Here is an 18,017-nt window from a genome sequence, read left to right on the forward strand (position 1 = left end):
GTTTCTTTAGTGGCGTATTTGGGTAGGGTTAGAACAACAGAACCAAGACAACAAAGTGGCGTAAAGCTTTAACGAAATTGGGTGGTGTTGAAACATCTGATAAAGTTGATCGGGTGATGCACTTTCCACATCTGGACTGTGCTGTGAAAGCCGCTGGATCAGTTGAGTATGGCGGATCAGCAGATCCGTCGGTTTGAGGATTGGAGCTGTTGATGGAATGAAGCCGTCGGTATCGGGAGTAGGGGATGATTCCGTTGTGGGAGTTGGCAAGGCAGAGGTGCTATTTTGTTCTTCAATAGCGTCTGCCAATGCACAATTTATTGGAATCTGAATCCAGAATTCTGTGCCTTCACTCGGTTGAGAACGACACTTAAGCATTCCCCCATGTTTGTCTACAATAATTTGGTAGCTGATTGCCATGCCTAACCCAGTTCCCTTACCAATATCTTTCGTGGTGAAGAAGGGATCGTAAATGCGGCGAATTACCTCCTCCTTCATTCCTGGGCCGTTGTCGGCAATGCGAATTACAACCCACTGGTGGTCAATGGGTATGGTACGAATAGTAATTTGGAGATTGGGAGCTGGAGATTGAGGATTATTTTTGAGTCTCCAATTTTCCATGCTTTCTTCCAAAGCATCAATGGCATTTGCCAAGATGTTCATAAATACCTGATTCAACTGTCCGGGATAGCATTCAATCAGAGGAAGTGTTGCATAGTCTTTAACGATTTCAATTGCCGGACGATGAACATCTGCTTTCAGGCGATGGTGAAGAATCATTAAGGTTCCATCGATGCCATCGTGGATGTTCACGGCTTTCATTTCAGCTTCATCATGGCGGGAGAAGTTTTTCAGGGATTGGACAATTTCGACGATGCGACCTGTGCCCAGTTTCATCGAATCTAGCAGTTTGGGAAAATCCTGGATGATAAATTCCAGGTCTATATTGTCTAACTCTGATTCCAGTTCTGGAGGAGCAACAGGTAGAAATTTCTGATACTTTTCCAACAGGTGTAACAAGTCTTTAGTGTATTCGGCAACATACTTTAAATTGCCGCAAATAAAATTAACTGGGTTGTTGATTTCGTGGGCAACTCCAGCAATAAGTTGTCCGAGACTGGACATTTTTTCGCTTTGGATTAACTGAGTTTGAGCTAATTGCAACTCATGGAGAGCTTGCTGAAGCTTCTGTGTTTGGGCTTTTGCCTGGAGAGCTACTTGAGTGCTTTGCTCGTAAAGCACAGCTTTGTCAATAGCGATCGCTGTTTGAGAGGCAAAGATACTCACCAGTTTCAGGTGTTCAGCCTTGTATGAGTCAGTTTTGACCGTTCCGATGGCGATCGCTCCCAGTACCCGCTCTTTGGCTCGTAACGGTACACAAATCATTGCACTAACGTTTTTTTGCCCCTCTAATCGCGGATCGGCTTGCACATCATTAACGAGTTCGGCCCGGTTGGATTGCACAATGCTGCCGATAATTCCCTTACCAGGTTCTGGCTGACTGTGGTCAAAAAACACTCCAAATTCGGCAATGATTTCAAACGCAGTTGCATCTCGATTCAAAAGCAAAATCATCCCCGCAGATGATTCAATTAATTGACTCAATTCTTGAAGCACAAGTTGGGCAATCTGTCGCGTATCTAAACTTGTTGTCAGTTGAGTCGAGATATCGTCAAACAAATCAATTTCCTGATATCGCTCTAACAATTCTTTGGCGAGTACTTTCTTCTCAGCTTCCTCCTTTGCCAGAAATGAGAGCAAATTTGCAAGTATAGTTGCCTGTTCTTCTCCAACAACCCAACCGATGATTTCTCCTGAAACCTCGATTGGATAACGGTTTTCTACTGTTTGCTCTCCAATACTAATTAGTTTCGTGCCGTCTACTAGTTCAACATCAATTGCGATGTTGAACTGATAGACTAAGTTATGAATAAGAGATGGCAACTCTTTTTTGTTGAACATCTTTCTAAGGCTAAGTGCGGGCATGAAACACCTCATCTAGAGCAGGTTGCAAATTTCTCACAATCAGTGTTGGTTCGTTGGCGTAGTTTCTCATCGAGAAAAATACAGTGTATTGCAACCTCCTGCCACTTTCAACGTCGCTATCCATACTCCTTTGCATAAGCAAGCTAGAGCTACCATCTCCCAAGAAGAGAGGAATTTTCATACAAATCTAGGGATATAACAGTTTAGTAATTAAGGCTAGTTTTCCCAAAAACCTTAGCGATATAACAGCGAAGTCGAACGGTAGCAAATACCTTTAAACTCTTTACCAGAGGCATTCTTCTGTTCTTATAACTCGCTTAATATTTGATAGGTTCTAAAATAACTATAAATAAAAACTTATTAATTATATAAAACCATAGATTTTTATCTATGGTAAACTCATGTCTCTTGTTACTACTCCTGATAAATTGGGAATCAGCTTTTTTGAGTATAAAAGTTAGCGTATTTATGAGAGTAGAATAATCGCCTTTAGTGTACCAAAAGAAGCTGCGATCGCAGCTTCTTTTGGTGATTTTAAAAAGTATTTAGGTAGGTGCTAGTTTTAGTTAGATCCGAGAGTAGCGAAAACGAAGTCTGAGTAGCCGTAGCCAGCGTAACCACATTTGTGCAGGTTGTTCAAAGAAAGTAAAAATATCACCGAAACCCAAATTAGTTTTGTGATGATGTAACCAGTGTCTTTCAGGAGTAGTAATAAATAGAATTTGGCATAAAATATTTACAGGCTTTGAAGTTTGCCAACCCAGTACACTTATATGTCTCCACCATACGTGTAATTGACCAAGCAGTAATCCAGAAATCACGCCAATAGGAGAAAAAGACCACAGGACTACTGCTATAAGTACATAAGGCAAAGCTCCCAAGATACCATCTAAAAGAACCTGGGGATTAAAAGTCAAAATAGCGTAGTGGCGGAAGTCTTTTTTCCAGGAGTGGTGCGTTTTTAAATGAAGGCTACCAAAAACGTGCTCGGGTACGTGGTAAAAGAATGTAGATAGAAAATCGCCAACAAACAGTAACAACCAAGCAACAGCGATAGCCTCAAGCATTTGTACTCCTCAAGAATAATTAAGAAAACTCCACAGAAAATATGCAAATGTCATGCTGTAGGCGTAGACACCTGTTTTGCGCTATGCAAGTAGCACCTGTGTGTCTTATGAGTCTACCCTCCAGTTAATTTGGCTCAGAGTATATGTAATTGGATCAGTTGCAGTTTCATGAATCTCCGATCCTTAATGCAGTCAACAGCAACTTGTAAGAACCTCCAATTTGACTTCTAGCTCTGGGTTAATGGTATTAATACCTCTAAAACCCGATGTAAATACAGTACTTTACCATAGTTACTACACAATCTTCTTACTAAGGCATACAGCGTAAGCAAAGGTTGAGTTAAGCTTGGTAAAAATTTAGGTTAAGGATTTCTGCAATATTGTTAATTCTAAATTTATTGCAATTAAGCTTGAACAATGACTCAATTTAGAACGATATAAATAGATATTATGCCAATATCAATTGAGTTTTTGAAGTGAATCAAGTAGGTTTATAAATTAACTGAATATATGTAAAATTTGCAGCATCTAGAATTAATTATATGCCATAGATATTTTCTATAAATCGAGTAATAATATCGCTTTGAATTTACATTTTCAATGATAAACAAACATTAAAAAGATAGGGAAAATTTGATAATTTATCTTTATTTGCCAAGTGCGTTTGGATTTCCTTACTCTAGACCATTCGTTCGCTCAAGTTGTAGACACTGGCAACTTTATATGTCACCCTTGTTTTGTAGTTACTGCTGCGTATAGCTTGCTACGCACAGCGAACGGGGTATGCATTAGACTACAGCCTAAGCTAAGAGATATAAAAAATTAAATGATAGAGTACCAAAGATTGATTCTTCCTTTATCATTTATAGACAAGTTAGTAAATCAGTAAAGCACACCTGCAATATTTATTTACAATGTGTCCGATTAAAAGGGTGCCTCAATATATCCAAAATTTAGGTTACTTTCCAGTTGGAAGGTAAAATCAGGATTTGAAGTTATGATTACACGATTTATCTATTTCAGTATGAACAAAAAATGGGCGGTCAAACGAATCACTATAAACCTGGCCTCAAATGAAGCCAAAAACCTTGAAAAATATTGTGAACAGACAGGCAGACCAGCAACAGATGTCATCAGAGAACTTATTCGAGCCTTGCCACTGACAAAATAAAAGTAGATTTGCGAACTATTTCACCCTGGTTGATTTTCAAGATATAACTATTAAAATTTTGGTTGAATTGGAGGTCTTAAAGTAAGAGGTAGTAATTTTTTGTGATGATTGAGAAGAACGTAAAAATTTAATTTCTGGCACGCTGCGCTCATTACTGCGAGCGCAGCGTGCCAAAAAGAAGATAACACGAGCGCTATTATTGAGTTGCACAATGAGGAGTGAGAGAATATTTTTTTTGGTTCGGTGACTATATTGTGTCGTCATCTTCGTCAGAAAATAATCTCTAACCCATATTGTTTAAAATTTTCGCCACAAACAATAGCATTGAGGTAGCAAATATACAGCCGTGAGGATCTAATATATGATTACTGCTCCTGCAATTACTCACATCAGAGTAAAATTGGAAACCTTTGTCCAAATCTGCACTTCTACTTTAGCTATAACTCTTCTGGAATACCGCTTTTCAGACTTGGCGTCAACGTTGGGCAGCTCAAGGCAAAGCTTGAATGAGTTCTCGAATCACGTCTATTGCTAGTTTGCCTGTCTGTTCACAATACTTTTCAAGGTTTTGAGCTTCATCGGATGTCAAATTGATAGTGATTCGCTTAAGCGCTCTTTTTTGACTGGAGGTGGTCAAACGGGGAAATTTAAGTGCAGCAGTTTTATTCATTGATTGATAAGCTAGATATATAGAAACTTTCCTTATCAAGATTGCCAATTTTTAGCTGTATTTACCAGTGAAAATCGGGATTTTGAGATTGAACTTAAGCTTTACTCCCAAAAATATTACTGAGAATACTAGGTATTAAATTACTAATACCATACGTAATAAATCTACCATCACCAAATGTAAGAAGCTTTCGGCTAAAAAGATGATGTTAGCAATGTCCTACAGTCCAGATAGTCTGTTGAGCAAGCAGCGTTGAATTACTGAGATAAATGGATATTCAAGGTAGTTTTTATTGCCAAGTATTTTTGGTATATGCCTATTTTAAATCTTCTGCAACATAAGATTATTCGTTTGTTATGGCTATTACCCTATATCTATAACAACCTAGTAGATAATTCCTTTTAATAAAAAGTGATTAAACGAACAGTGAGTTAATACATGACTTTACAGAATTGGAGACGTAAGCGTGGCGTTGTACTTACTACCAAGGGTTTACAAAAAATTAAAGAAGCAAAGCATCAGTTAGAAGCAAAAGAAAATTTTGGAAATCGGTATACTCTTGAAGAAATGAGTGTACGTTCTGGTTTATATTCCGCTACTATCTCGAAAGTATTGAATCGGGAGGGAGGAGTTGACAAACAGACTATTGAGAAGCTTTTTTCCGTTTTTAACTTAAAAATAGATAAAAGTGACTATTCAAGCTCAAATACTCGTCTAGATTGGGGAGAGGCTATCTTTAACTCCGCTTTTTATGGGCGTGTAGAAGAACTTATTACATTAGAGCAATGGATTCTTAATGAGAACTGCCAATTGGTTGCACTCTTGGGAATAGGAGGTATTGGAAAAACAGCACTGTCTGTAAAGTTTGCTCAAAAAATTCAGGACAACTTTGAGTATGTGATTTGGCGATCGCTACGAGAAGCGCCACCTGTTAAAATTATTCTAGGTAACTTAATTCAATTTTTATCTGACGAACAGGAAACAGAAAGTAACTTACCAGAAAGTTTTAGCGATCGGGTATCGCGACTACTCTATTATTTACAAAATTATCGCTGTTTAGTATTCCTTGATAATGCAGAATCAATTCTCCGCAGTGGTAGCCGCGCCGGACTTTATCGAGAAGGATATGAGGAATATGGTGAGCTTTTAAGACGGGTGGGAGAAGCAAATCACCAAAGCTGCTTAGTGCTGACTAGTCGTGAAAAACCCAGAGAAATAGCATTGTTGGAAGGACAAGCACTACCTGTTCGTTCATTGCCACTGAGTGGATTGAAGGTGGCGGAAGGGCAGGAAATTTTAAAACTCAAGGGACTATCGGCGGCAGAGGATGAATGGAAATTAATGATTGAACGTTACGCAGGCAATCCATTAGCTTTAAAGATAGTTGCCACAACCATTCAAGATATCTTTGATGGTAATATGAGTGACTTTTTGCAACAAGACACGGCTGTTTTTGGAGACATTCGCGATATCTTAGAGCAGCAGTTTGAGCGCTTGTCAGATTTAGAAAAGGAAATAATGTATTGGCTAGCGATTAATCGTGAGCCAATGGCACTTCCAGAATTGCGAAATGATATTATATCACCAGTAGCACCAGCAAAATTACTAGAGGCTGTAGAATCTTTAGGAAGGCGATCGCTAATTGAGAAGGCTTCTCTACGAGACCCTGCGCGTAGCTTGCTTCCCCGTAGGGGTACGCTAATGCCAACGCCTACGTTGATTGAAAAAAGTAAAGCACTATTTACACTTCAGCCTGTAGTCATGGAGTATATGACTAGTAGATTGATAGAAGAAGTCTGTGAAGAAATTGTTACTCAGAATATTGATTTGTTTAGGCGTCATGCTTTGATAAAGGCGACTGGTAAAGACTATGTTAAAGATATTCAGGTTCGCCTTATCCTTAAACCAGTCATAGATGGGTTGCTTTACGACTTAAGAAGCAAAAAAAATATTGAAAGTCAGTTAACTCAAATTCTTGCAACACTGCGAGAAGAATCTCCGCTAGAACCAGGGTATACGGCTGGCAATATTCTCAATCTGCTTTGTTATTTAGAGACGGATCTAAGTGGCTATGATTTTTCTTATCTGACTGTTTGGCAAGCAGACCTACGCAACGTAAATTTACACAATGTAAATTTTGCTCATGCCAATCTAAGTAAATGTGTTTTTGCTGAAACCATAGGGGGGATTCACTCAGTGGCATTCAGCCCTGATGGAAAATTTTTAGCGACAGGAGATACTAATAATGAGATTCGCCTGTATCAGGTTGTGGATGGAAAACAACTGCTTACCTGCAAGGGGCACAAGGGTTGGATTTGGCCAGTTACCTTTAGTCCCGATGGTTGTGTTCTCGCTAGTGGCAGTGACGATCAAACAGTGAAGCTGTGGGATACTAGCAGTGGGCAATGCCTCGCAACCTTAGAAGGTCATAGCGGTGGAATATGGTCTGTTTCCTTCAGTTCGGATGGTAAAATGCTGGCAAGTGGCAGTGAAGACACAACGGTGAGGTTGTGGGATGTCGGCAGCGGTCAATGCATTAAGATTCTACAGGTATCCAGTCGGGTGTGGGCAGTCGCATTTAGTCCTGATAGTACAATACTTGCAAGTGGAAATGACGATCACACGGTGAAACTATGGGATATCAGCGTTGGTCAATGTATCAAAACCTTGCTGGGACACACCCATAGGGTGCAGTCTGTTGCCTTTAGCTTGGATGGTTCGCTAGCTAGTGGTTGTCATGACCAAACATTAAGGGTGTGGAATATCAGCAGTGGTCAATGTCTTCAAATTCTGCAAGGTCATACTGACTTAATAAATTCAGTTGCTTTTAGTTTAGATGGTCGTAAGTTGGCAAGTGGGAGTGATGACCAAACAGTTAAGCTATGGGATGTGAGTACAGGTGGATGCATCAAGACTTTGAAAGGACATGGTAGCAAGGTGTGGTCAGTTGCCTTTAATCCTAATGGTACAACGCTAGCGAGTGGTAGTGATGACCAAACGGTTAAGCTGTGGGATTTGAGTACAGGTGGATGCCTCAAGACCTTTCAAGGTTACTGTAATGGCATATGGTCAGTTACCTTCAATCCCCAAGGCACCATGCTGGCTAGTGGTAGTAGTGACCAAACGGTGAGGTTATGGGATGCCAGCACTGGTCAATGCCTTAAAACATTGCGGGGGCATAGTAATCGAGTTACATCAGTTTCTCTTAACCCAGACGGTAGCATCCTTGCTAGTGGTAGTGAGGATCTAACGGTGAAACTATGGGATATTAACACCAGTAAATGTCTTAAAACTTTGCACGGACATAGTAATAGAATATTATCAGTCGCTTTTAGTCCTAATGGCACGATGCTGGCCAGTGGTAGTGAAGACCAAACAATAAGACTGTGGGATGTTAGCACTGGGCAATGTTTGCGGATTCTGGAGGGACAAACTCATCGGGTATGGTCAGTTGCTTTCAGCCCAGACAGTCATACATTAGTCTGCGGTTGTCACGATCAAACAGTAAGGCTGTGGGATGTTATTACTGGGCAATGTTTGCGGATTCTGCAAGGTCATACTGACTGGATCTGGTCAGTTGCTTTTAGTCCTGATGGTACAACATTGGTAAGTAGCAGCGGTGACCAAACAGTAAAACTATGGAATGTTAGCACCGGATTGTGTCTTAAAACTTTGTATGGGCATACTAATTGCGTATATTCCGCTGCTTTTAGTATGGATGGTTGTACATTAGCAAGTGGTAGCGGTGACCAAACTGTGAAGCTGTGGGATGTCAGCACAAGCAACTGCGAGAAAACTTTATCAGCACACACTAAGTTAACCTGGTCAGTTGCTTTTAATCCTAAAGGTAATACTTTAGCTAGTAGTAGTGAAGATGGAACAATTAAGCTTTGGGATATATTGACAGGTGAATGCCTGAAAATTCTTTTTAGCTCTAGACCTTATGAAGCCATGAACGTTACTGCTATTACAGGTGTAACTTTGGCGACTATTACCACTCTAAAAGCTTTAGGAGCGGTTGAGCATCAAGATAGATAGTATTTTAGTACTACTACAGTGATTGTTCATTTGTTCTTCATTCAATATCTTGATTCAATCTCTTGAGATGCACTCAAATTATACACTTTTTGTTGATAAGATAGATGTTTCTGAAGCAAGTAAAATTGCGAACTTGCTACCTTCACCTTCATCTACCCTGCCTTACTGTGCAGTATATCCTCCATCAATCATCATATTATGACCCGTGATGAAGGAAGTCGCATCTGAGCACAACCAAACCACCGTTTTTGCAATCTCTTCAGGCTTGCCAATACGCCCTATTGGATGCGCTGTTGGAAGTTGAGCAATTAAATCTACGGGAAGACTAGCTAGCATATCAGTTTCCGTAGCACCTGGACTCACGACATTGACTCGGATACCAGATTTAGCATATTCTATTGCTGCGGTTCTAGTTAGGGTAATGACTGCGCCCTTTGTGGCTGAGTAGATGGCATAACCAGGTACACCAACGACAGCACCGACAGAAGCCACATTTACGATCGCCCCGCTGTTCTGTTTGAGCATCGCCCTGATTTCGTACTTGAGGCAGAGCCACGTTCCTTTAAGATTTACGTTAACCAGACGATCCCAGTCTTCTTCTGAGATATCATCAGTGATTAAGCCGGGATTGCCTCCAATCCCAGCATTATTGCAAGCGCAGTCTAGACGACCATAAGTTTTTACAGTTTTATCGACCAGTGCCTCTACTTCAGCAGCATTTGAAACGTCGGTCTTAACAAAAATAGCTTCACCTCCGATCTCTTTTATCAGGCGCACAGTCTCCTCACTTTCGACGAGCCGACGACTAGCAACCACAACTTTTGCTCCAGCACTGGCAAATGCGATCGCACTCGCCCGACCAATACCTGATGAGGCCCCTGTAACCAGCGCGACTTTCCCATCTAATAGACCTGTCATACGTGTGTTCCTTCCCTTTTGATTGCTTTGTTTTGCACCAACTGAACTATTTGCGTTTCTGTAGCGATACTGCACCTACACTAAAAACTAAAACTCCTAACACAGCAGAAGGTTCAGGGACAGGCACTGGCTCAAGGGCGGAAAACGCTAATTTTCCGATTAGCTGATGAGTGGCAGTCGTAGGATGGACTTCATCCCAGAACAAAAACTTGTCTGGGATACACATAACTGGCTGTGTGGTAATTTCAATAGATACCACTGGTGAATCTCCGATGCACGAGTCAGTTCCATTTGTAAGATTGAATTCCTCCGGCTTTGCAATAATCCGATTAAAAAGAGAATTAACATCAAGAGAAATAATGTTGACATTAGGGTTTAGTTCCTGACTCAAAAGTTTGAGGTTTGTAGTCAAGCTGGAATTATGTTTACTGGTAAAAGTGCTAAGTAAGCTAGAAATTTGACTATTGCCACTTGTAACTGGAAACTTTCCTAAATCTGGCAGATTCAACACCATAATATCTCTAGCTCCGATAGCAGCAAGCGATTTTACCGCCGTTGATAAATTTGTCACACTCTGGGTAGGGTTGGGAGTGCCTTGGAAAAAGTAATCTAAATAATCATTAACACCCGCCCACAAAATGTAAAGGGAGTTTGGATCGGCAGACGGATTTGCTGTTGTAAAGCTGTTGATTTGTTGTTGTAATCCTGGTAGAGTGCTGATTCCGATATTCTTCAATCCTGTAGTTGCGCCACCAAAGGCAAAGTTGGTCTTCGGATTGAAAGTTATCCCTAGATCGGAGGCGAGATATTCCACCCAAACCGAACCATTGGAAAAACGTTCATTAAAGTAAGGTGGATTTGGGGGAACGATTTTGTTAGTTGCATTAAATACATTACCCGTATCGGAAAAGCTATCTCCAAAAACATAAATCTCGTCATAATCTTTTGCCGAGACTTTGAGCGGAAATATCAAAAATAACAGGTAAAAGCCCGCCGCCAAAATTTGTTTTTGCACGATCGACTACTGGATATGCTTTAAATCTTGATAGATAACTTTAACAAAAAGTGAAGCTACGATCTAAAGAACTTTTCAGTGCTGATTCAGATTCGCCCTGATGTGGAACAAGACCTAGCGCCACGTTACCCCAACGCATTACACTTGCAGAGGCGACTCCTGCTGCACCAAAGCCATAAATGAGAACCAAATCATTTTCACGAATTTTACCCATCTGTGCAGCGTGATAAAGATTGGCTACAGTAAGTACCGGCCCAATATTAGCGTACAGAGGGTAGAGATTAAGGGTACGCTCTGAGTCAATACCAAGTACACGTACACAGAAGCTTGAAAACCAAGCTGTGGCTGTATTGAAAAGGAAAAAGTCAATTCGATCGAGAGTTAAATCGGCTGCCGAGATAGCACCTTCGCAACAGGTACGTAAAAGCTGAGTCGATTCTTCACTGAGCGCATTTTTTGCGTCCTTGTTCAACTGCATCCGAATTCGTGGATTGCCTTGCTTGTTTTCTCTAATATTTAAAGTTAATAAGTCACATAAACAACTTGTATTCACAGTTTTTGTACTGAGTATTCCTTGGTTAGGTTTGACTGAACCGACAACGAAGGCTCCAGCACCATCACCGAGAAACCAGGAAACAGTATCTTCCTCATCGACAAAGCGAGAGTAAGTGCAGGAAATTACTACCAGTACATTGCGGTACTCACCTGCTTGTACCAGAGCACAAGCAGTTTGCAATGCTACCGGGGTAACACCACACGCTCCATCAAGATTCCATGCAGCGCCTTGCAGTCCCAGTTTTTGGGCAAGGAAGGCGGCATTACCAAATCCGATTTGTTCGGGCCAAATCGAGGCTACGAGCATGAGATCGACTTCTTCAGGATTAAGCTTCGCTGCTTTGAGAGCATCACGAGCTGCACGCTCTTCTAGCATCAGCGATGATTCACCTGGAGCAAGTACCCGCTGTTCGACAGTACCACGAAAAGGATCTGACAGATATGGCAACATCTCCAAATCAAACTCGTTGCTGGGGGTAGAGCCAGCAAGCGAAAACAGCCTTCCCAAGCTTTTTTCCTCGACTTGAGCAACTATATCTGGGTATTTCTCTCTGTAATAATCTTTTGTACGTCTGATGCTGGGAAAACTAACTGCGATCGCGCGAATACCTACTGAATGATGCACCATGAAAATCTCCTCTTAGTAATTCGTAGCACCTTGTGCAATCAGATTGTCAACATGACTCCTAATTGGTGCAAGCCGGGTTGGGTCAATTACTACGTCAACAACATACGGACAGGTCGAGGCGATCGCTTTCTCCAAAGCTGCCTGGATTTCAGGTTCTGTTTCAACGCGGATGCCGTCAGCTCCCATTCCACAAGCTATCTTGACAAAATCCGCCTGCGGAATCTCTACATCTACACCTTGGAAGCCTAGCAAAGTCATCCCCTGGTCGCACATACTATAGCGCCCATCGTTTAGTACAATCCAAACGGCAGCGATCTGGTATCTTACAGCCGTGCTTATCTCATTGTTCATTAGCATGGCACCGTCTCCAACTATGGCGACGGTCTTACCATTGCGTGCCAGTGAAGCACCCACGACGCCTGTGACGAAATGACCCATAGATGCAAACCTGGTACTGACTCGGAAACGACCTGGTTTGGCAAATCGCAGTAAGTTAATTGCCCAAGCTAGCGAGTTTCCTCCTTCAGCCATGACAACCGCATCGCTTCCTTCAACTATTTGCCGTTGAATTGCATCCATGAGTACTTCCGGTCGCACTGGGCCCTCTGCGCGTGGATTAAGTATTACAGGCTTAGAACAAGGCAGCAACATTTCTGTTAACTGATTTGGGTGTTGTGGAAAGTTCTTTAGCAGTGCCTTTACAAACATTCCCACATCGGACTGAATGGCAAAGGTTTCGGCAGATGGATATGCAGTTCCTGGAACCTCTGGGTCGATATCGATATGCACGAAGCCTCGTTTTGGAATCATTGCAAAATTCCAGAACGAAGTCCATTCACTGAGGCGCGTTCCTAGCACCAACACTCGTAAAGGTCGTTGTTCTTGCATATACGTTAAAACTGACGTATCTCCGGCAAAACCTGTAACACCAACAAATTGAGGATGGTTTTCGGGAAAAATGCCTTTGCCCCGAGGCGAACACATTACCGCCGCTCCCGTTGCTTCTGCAAGCTGACGAATTTCTGCTGCTGCACCCCGCGCACCAAAGCCGACCCAAATGGCAAATGGTCCTTCTGAAAGCAACCGCGTACATTCTGCAATAGTTTCCTCATTTACGGCTGCGGGAGCAAAAGAGAAAGCCACTTGTGGCAATGATGTCTTAACTGAACTAGTTTGGATATTAGTCGAGATATTTAAGTGTGCGACAAAACCATCTGGTCGGGCTATACCAAGTGCCAACCGTCGATGAACTTTTGACAGTTCATCGCTGCATTCGAGAGTCGTCGCATAATGAAACAGTGGTTCTGATGTGAACAGTCCCTCACTAGGCATGGTGTAAGTGCTGGTTTCTTGGAATGCCCACCTTCCACGCTGCGATGCCGATGTGGAAGGCGACAGAAGAATAACTTTAGCACCTTCCCAACGTGCAGCAAACAAGCCAGTTAATGCATTGGTAATCCCTGGACCAGTTGTAGTGAATACCACAACTGGGCGATCGCTAGCAAAATACGCCTCAATGGCTGCAAAAGCGGCTCCAGCTTCATGGCGAAAGTGCAACACCTGGATAGAACTTTGATGTAGTGCAGCCCACACTGGCGCGATCGCACCTCCCGAAACACCAAAGGCATACTGCACCCCCATATCTTCCAGGATTTTTACCACTGCCTCCGCTACCGAAAAAGTTTCGGATGGCTTGCTATTAGATGGCTGTTTACTTGAGTTTAATTGTTTAGTGGTATTTGCTTGTGTATCCTGAAATTTCACATCCATACAAATTATACTTAGGAATAATTTCCTTTTTGGAATAACTATTATCCCACACCTAAACTTAGTAATCTTGTATTATCAATGTAATATAAATTTGTTTGGATAACGCCCATACAACTTCGGTGAGTACTGCTTTTAACGCAGGTATAACTGTAAAACGATCTTGGCGGTTCACTTTGTCAATCTTTGAGCAACCTATAAGTTCCGCGTTGCCCTGATATAGAAAAAATGTTCAGAGACTTCAAGAACAGTGGATGTGGCGATGTTTGTGGTGGTCACTGAGCGGCTTGCCCCGAGCAAAGGCGTAAAGCCTGCGGCATAGCTACGCTTCGGGCGCAGCCTCTCGTAGAGAAGGAATCGAAGTGCGGGCTGTGCCAACACGGATGACTTCACCCGTCTTTTGGTTTGTGAAAACTGAACGCTATCAATCAAGCTTTGGAGTATAAAAAAGTGATTGAATTAAATCAGTATAAGGCTTTAACTTTCGATTGTTACGGAACCCTAATTGATTGGGAAAATGGCATCTTAGGGGTGCTAAAACCATTTCTGCTGGCACATAACACTAATTTGGATGACGAGCAAATTCTTGATATTTTTGCTGAATTTGAAGCAGAACTCGAAATTGGAGAATATATCAAATATCGAGAAGTTTTGCAAAGAGTAGTTCAGAAATTTGGTGAACGATTTGGCTTTGAGCCAACTGCTGACGAACTAAATTCACTTGCCGATTCGATTCAGCATTGGCTGCCTTTCCCCGATACAGTTGAGGCACTTAGAACTTTAAAGCAAAAGTTTAAGCTGGTAATTATCTCAAATGTAGATGACGATCTCTTTGCTTTCTCGGCAAAGCACTTGGAGGTGGAATTTGACGAGGTAATCACAGCAGAACAGGCAAAAAGCTACAAACCTGCCTTCAACAACTTCAGACTGGCGATTGAGAGAATTGATTTGCCGCTAGAGCAGATATTACACGTTGCTGCTAGTGTATATCATGATATCGTCACAGCCAAATCTCTAGGATTATCAACAGTCTGGGTAAATCGTCGAGCAGAACAAGGGGTTAGTGCGACTTTACCAGCAGTCACCCAACCTGATTTAGAAGTGCCTGATTTTAAGACTCTCGCGGCTTTAAGTTTACAGTAATTTGCTGATTTGAATTTAACCACGAGAGGAACAAAAAGTAGATCGCATTTAGATAGACAGATGCCAAAGAACGAATTTGTTGTTATAGCACAAGCTTTGGTGGTTAGGACATCAACAGACGATAAAACTTAGACACAAAAAGGCTTTTCACCCAGTCCCCAGTCCCCATTACCCCTTATCCCCAGAGGGGGCCCCATCATCCCCAGTCCCTTGCTATAAAAAACTAAACAGGGATTGCAACATAGATTGATTCTGTCTTACTCTAGAAAAAATACTACGTCAGTTTAATGTTCTTAAACTTTGGGAACCACAGCATATAACTGGCTTTTTTTTCCTGTGCGCCCTGCCGATCGCCTTGTTCAATAAAACACTTTGATAGCCTAAAACGATGAAAGCATCTGCTAATTTTGACTTTGAAGACGAAAAATTCAATGCACCGCCTTCGCAAGTCCTTCCCTGGTGTCAGATGATTAATCCTCGGTATGGCACAGATGGTATACAATCTCACGGTTTGGCGATTAAGCTGGATAATGCCAATGCTGTCGGCTTTGTACCAGATGATAATTGGCAGCAAGTTGAGCATGAATTTAGCTCTGGAGTAGAAACAGTCTTTATTAGCGCTACTCCACGCTTGGTCATAGTGCGCCGGGGGCCATTGTCTGTTAAAGACCGGGAAAGTGGACTAAAACTGGGTACGCTCAAAGATAATTATGATGCTTTTTTAGCCGACAAACTTAAATTTAAAACCTTTACTCGCTATCTAATTTTTCTAGTGGGTGAGAATAAAAAGTTTTTACATGAATCACCACTACAACTAACTCTCAATGGTGCAGCCGGAGCGAGTTTCAGCAAAACCTACTGCGAATATCAACAAGGCAGAGTAGTAGGTGGATTCGTGGCTGAACTAGAAAAAGCTTATGCTATCTACCGCAAGCAACCTTTGACACCAAAAGGGCCTTTGTTCCACGCTCACGGGATTTTTTGTCCGATCGTTGAGTGTGAAGAAAGAGGAATTGAACCAAATACAGTTTTGGTAGCTTCAACTGTGGACTATAAACATCCCACTGTAGGGACTTTAACGCAATATTTAATTGCTTCCGATGCTCTGGAGTCTGCAATGATTTGTAAGACTTTTGAAGAATACAAAGATTTTGGCAAGGAACCTGTAAAATCAGAAACCCCTAAATTGGCAATGGCAGGAGTTTCCAACTCTTACGTTTATGCTGATGAAGATGATTTTGCTTATCCGCCGTATTAAGGAGAGTGAGGAGTTAGGAGTGATGAGTTTTGAATTAATAACTCCTAACTCCTAACTTCTAACTTCTAACTTCTAACTTTATTCTTTGAGCAGCAAATAATATAATGAACCATTACCGCCTGTGACACCAGCGCGATCGCCCGCTAGTTTACCAGACCCCATGAAATAATCCACCCGGCCCGGCCCTTTGATGGCGCTTCCTGTATCCTGGTCAAGCACAAAGCGGCTGACAGTACGCCTCTGGAGTTTGCCACCACTGGCAGGATAGGGAAATGAGTTGTAAATCAGGGCTAACGCTCCCGGTGGCATGAGAGACTTATCTGTAGCAATAGAACGTTCTGCTGTCACTGGCACATGAATACTACCAGTAGCACCTCTACCGCTTGTTTCTTGGAAGAAAATAAATCGTTCCCAGCGCGGTAGATAATTGTTCAATTCTTGGGGCTTTTGTCGGAAATAAGCAATCAAACGTGGCATTGTTAATCCTTCCAGGGGAAGTTTGCCATCTTTGGCTAATTCTTTGCCGATACTAGTCCAAGGGTAATCAGTGCCGCCGGCATAGCCAATTGATGTTGTCTTGCCATTAGTTAATTTAATTTGGGCAGAACCTTGGATATGTACCATGTATGCATCTAGGCGATCGCGAAACCAAAGCAATTCTAAACCGCGTAATTTGCTCTTATTCCCTTTTAAACCATCCTTCCCTTCCAAATCAATTCGTTTTGGGTGAGGTTTCGGCCATTGGCTGAAATCAGGTGGTAGCCGATAAAGAGGATACTTATAGATTGCAGTTCTGACACGGCTAGCGGTGTAAACAGGTTCGTAGTAAGCAGTGAACTTAACAGTACCCTTGCCATCATTGCCCACGGACTGGTAGAAAACAAACTCACGACTGACAGCAGCTTGTAATTGTGCTGCTGACTTAGAACTGACAACCAGTTGGCGGAAACGCAGCAAACTCCGGCGGACGCGATCGAGAGTGATTTCCTTGATCGGATAGTTTTGATATGCTGCGATCGCATCACCCTTTGTTAGGTAAAGCAAACTGTTATCAATGGAAGCTAATAACGCTTTGCGATCGCCTATTTTACCTCTTTGACCCCAAATTTGCTCATCCCAACCCAAGCAAGTCGGCCGGAGTGTACAATCGCTTCCGATAGTGATTGGTTTTAGCGGCGGCGCGATCTCAGGAGCGATTGGTATTGGTATAGGTGGAAGATCGGGAGTCGTCGGTAGTGGCAAAGGCAGTAAGTTAGGAACCTGAGCAACAGCCGACCAGAGCGGGTTTACGAGGGCAATTCCTAGACTCAAGGAAAGCAAAGCAAGGGTTTTTCTCATCATTTAGTTGAATCTTTCAACACTAGAACTAAAAATAGGTTCTACCCGGATTGCCACAATCCGAGAAGGGCGTACTACCATATATTCCCCTTGAATATTTTTGATCGGTACGCTAATAAAGTCATTAGAAGCAGATTTTGGCACAAGTTCGCCGCTATACCATTTCTGAAACTCTTGAATAGTAGGAAAACGTACTTCTTCTCGGTGGCCGCTTTCCAGTAGGAGGTATACGGCATATTCATTTGCGGTTCTAGCCATAAAGTTGAATCATTTAAAAAACATTCAACCCATTGTTAACCACGTAACCCCCGAATGAAAAGGGTAAGCATACGGGAGGTTGGGAGCAGGGGGGCAGGGGAGCAGGGGGCAGGGGAGCAGGGGAGCAGGGGAGCAGGGGAGTAGGGGAGTAGGGGAGCAGGGGAGACAAGGGGACAAGGGGACAAGGGGACAAGGGGGAATTATT

The 18,017-nt window shown here is 42.3% G+C and carries 14 protein-coding genes; 4 read left to right on the forward strand and 10 right to left on the reverse strand.

The features are described from left to right. Positions 1-6: 6 nt before the first annotated feature. The 3 genes from RM049_RS31685 to RM049_RS31695 form a co-directional block, all read right to left on the reverse strand. Entirely contained in the window at positions 7-1,986 is a 1,980-nt protein-coding gene (locus RM049_RS31685; protein WP_322707004.1) for an ATP-binding protein, read from the reverse strand. Next, on the reverse strand, positions 1,973-2,167 hold the full coding sequence (locus RM049_RS31690; RefSeq protein ID WP_322707005.1) for a hypothetical protein: 195 nt from the start codon (positions 2,165-2,167) through the stop codon (positions 1,973-1,975). Before RM049_RS31690 ends, RM049_RS31685 begins: the two co-directional genes overlap by 14 nt. A 385-nt stretch (positions 2,168-2,552) precedes the next feature. Continuing rightward, positions 2,553-3,053: a fatty acid hydroxylase gene (locus RM049_RS31695; RefSeq protein ID WP_322674359.1), complete on the reverse strand. Its 501-nt coding sequence runs from the start codon at positions 3,051-3,053 to the stop codon at positions 2,553-2,555. 1,024 nt (positions 3,054-4,077) lie between these two features. On the opposite strand from RM049_RS31695, the gene RM049_RS31700 reads away from it, so the two are divergent. After that, on the forward strand, positions 4,078-4,224 hold the full coding sequence (locus RM049_RS31700; protein WP_094348756.1) for a ribbon-helix-helix protein, CopG family: 147 nt from the start codon (positions 4,078-4,080) through the stop codon (positions 4,222-4,224). A gap of 490 nt (positions 4,225-4,714) precedes the next feature. Here the strand turns inward: RM049_RS31700 and RM049_RS31705 are convergent, their stop codons facing one another. Next, positions 4,715-4,894, reverse strand: coding sequence for a CopG family transcriptional regulator (locus RM049_RS31705; protein ID WP_094348394.1), 180 nt, complete (start codon positions 4,892-4,894; stop codon positions 4,715-4,717). Between the two features lie 438 nt (positions 4,895-5,332). On the opposite strand from RM049_RS31705, the gene RM049_RS31710 reads away from it, so the two are divergent. Continuing rightward, positions 5,333-8,932: an NB-ARC domain-containing protein gene (locus RM049_RS31710; RefSeq protein WP_322707006.1), complete on the forward strand. Its 3,600-nt coding sequence runs from the start codon at positions 5,333-5,335 to the stop codon at positions 8,930-8,932. A gap of 162 nt (positions 8,933-9,094) precedes the next feature. On the opposite strand, the gene RM049_RS31715 is transcribed toward RM049_RS31710, so the two are convergent. From RM049_RS31715 to RM049_RS31730, 4 genes are read right to left on the reverse strand one after another with little or no spacing between them, the layout of a single operon-like run. Beyond that, positions 9,095-9,850 (reverse strand): SDR family oxidoreductase, encoded by a 756-nt coding sequence (locus tag RM049_RS31715; protein WP_322689983.1) that lies wholly within the window; start codon positions 9,848-9,850, stop codon positions 9,095-9,097. 46 nt (positions 9,851-9,896) lie between these two features. Beyond that, the gene (locus RM049_RS31720; protein ID WP_322707007.1) at positions 9,897-10,865 is read right to left on the reverse strand and encodes an SGNH/GDSL hydrolase family protein; all 969 of its coding nucleotides are present in this window, start codon (positions 10,863-10,865) and stop codon (positions 9,897-9,899) included. Between the two features lie 40 nt (positions 10,866-10,905). Beyond that, the gene (locus RM049_RS31725; RefSeq protein WP_322707008.1) at positions 10,906-12,048 is read right to left on the reverse strand and encodes a 3-oxoacyl-ACP synthase III family protein; all 1,143 of its coding nucleotides are present in this window, start codon (positions 12,046-12,048) and stop codon (positions 10,906-10,908) included. Positions 12,049-12,060: 12 nt separating this feature from the next. After that, entirely contained in the window at positions 12,061-13,818 is a 1,758-nt protein-coding gene (locus RM049_RS31730) for a ScyA-related TPP-binding enzyme (protein WP_322689981.1), read from the reverse strand. 447 nt (positions 13,819-14,265) lie between these two features. Between RM049_RS31730 and RM049_RS31735 the strand changes: the two genes are divergently transcribed. After that, positions 14,266-14,958, forward strand: coding sequence for a haloacid dehalogenase type II (locus RM049_RS31735; RefSeq protein ID WP_322707009.1), 693 nt, complete (start codon positions 14,266-14,268; stop codon positions 14,956-14,958). Between the two features lie 388 nt (positions 14,959-15,346). Continuing rightward, positions 15,347-16,216 carry a DUF5895 domain-containing protein gene (locus RM049_RS31740; protein ID WP_322674367.1) on the forward strand — a complete coding sequence of 290 codons (870 nt, stop codon included), beginning with the start codon at positions 15,347-15,349 and terminating at the stop codon, positions 16,214-16,216. A 78-nt stretch (positions 16,217-16,294) separates the two neighbouring features. Here the strand turns inward: RM049_RS31740 and RM049_RS31745 are convergent, their stop codons facing one another. Both RM049_RS31745 and RM049_RS31750 read right to left on the reverse strand, forming a co-directional pair. After that, the gene (locus RM049_RS31745; protein WP_322674385.1) at positions 16,295-17,554 is read right to left on the reverse strand and encodes a murein transglycosylase A; all 1,260 of its coding nucleotides are present in this window, start codon (positions 17,552-17,554) and stop codon (positions 16,295-16,297) included. A gap of 3 nt (positions 17,555-17,557) precedes the next feature. Further along, positions 17,558-17,812 carry a hypothetical protein gene (locus RM049_RS31750; protein ID WP_190728057.1) on the reverse strand — a complete coding sequence of 85 codons (255 nt, stop codon included), beginning with the start codon at positions 17,810-17,812 and terminating at the stop codon, positions 17,558-17,560. Between the last annotated feature and the right edge of the window lie 205 nt (positions 17,813-18,017).

Origin of the sequence: Nostoc sp. DedQUE04, from assembly GCF_034530995.1 — a bacterium.
GTDB lineage: Bacteria > Cyanobacteriota > Cyanobacteriia > Cyanobacteriales > Nostocaceae > Nostoc.

What these genes read in the sequence shown, in the direction of transcription:
- RM049_RS31725 (WP_322707008.1), bottom strand. Translation starts at nt 12,048, where the DNA reads ATGGTGCATCATTCAGTAGGTATTCGCGCGATCGCAGTTAGTTTTCCC.
- RM049_RS31700 (WP_094348756.1), top strand. Translation starts at nt 4,078, where the DNA reads ATGAACAAAAAATGGGCGGTCAAACGAATCACTATAAACCTGGCCTCA.
- RM049_RS31715 (WP_322689983.1), bottom strand. Translation starts at nt 9,850, where the DNA reads ATGACAGGTCTATTAGATGGGAAAGTCGCGCTGGTTACAGGGGCCTCA.
- RM049_RS31740 (WP_322674367.1), top strand. Translation starts at nt 15,347, where the DNA reads ATGAAAGCATCTGCTAATTTTGACTTTGAAGACGAAAAATTCAATGCA.
- RM049_RS31685 (WP_322707004.1), bottom strand. Translation starts at nt 1,986, where the DNA reads ATGCCCGCACTTAGCCTTAGAAAGATGTTCAACAAAAAAGAGTTGCCA.
- RM049_RS31745 (WP_322674385.1), bottom strand. Translation starts at nt 17,554, where the DNA reads ATGAGAAAAACCCTTGCTTTGCTTTCCTTGAGTCTAGGAATTGCCCTC.
- RM049_RS31705 (WP_094348394.1), bottom strand. Translation starts at nt 4,894, where the DNA reads ATGAATAAAACTGCTGCACTTAAATTTCCCCGTTTGACCACCTCCAGT.
- RM049_RS31690 (WP_322707005.1), bottom strand. Translation starts at nt 2,167, where the DNA reads ATGAAAATTCCTCTCTTCTTGGGAGATGGTAGCTCTAGCTTGCTTATG.
- RM049_RS31750 (WP_190728057.1), bottom strand. Translation starts at nt 17,812, where the DNA reads ATGGCTAGAACCGCAAATGAATATGCCGTATACCTCCTACTGGAAAGC.
- RM049_RS31695 (WP_322674359.1), bottom strand. Translation starts at nt 3,053, where the DNA reads ATGCTTGAGGCTATCGCTGTTGCTTGGTTGTTACTGTTTGTTGGCGAT.
- RM049_RS31730 (WP_322689981.1), bottom strand. Translation starts at nt 13,818, where the DNA reads ATGGATGTGAAATTTCAGGATACACAAGCAAATACCACTAAACAATTA.
- RM049_RS31710 (WP_322707006.1), top strand. Translation starts at nt 5,333, where the DNA reads ATGACTTTACAGAATTGGAGACGTAAGCGTGGCGTTGTACTTACTACC.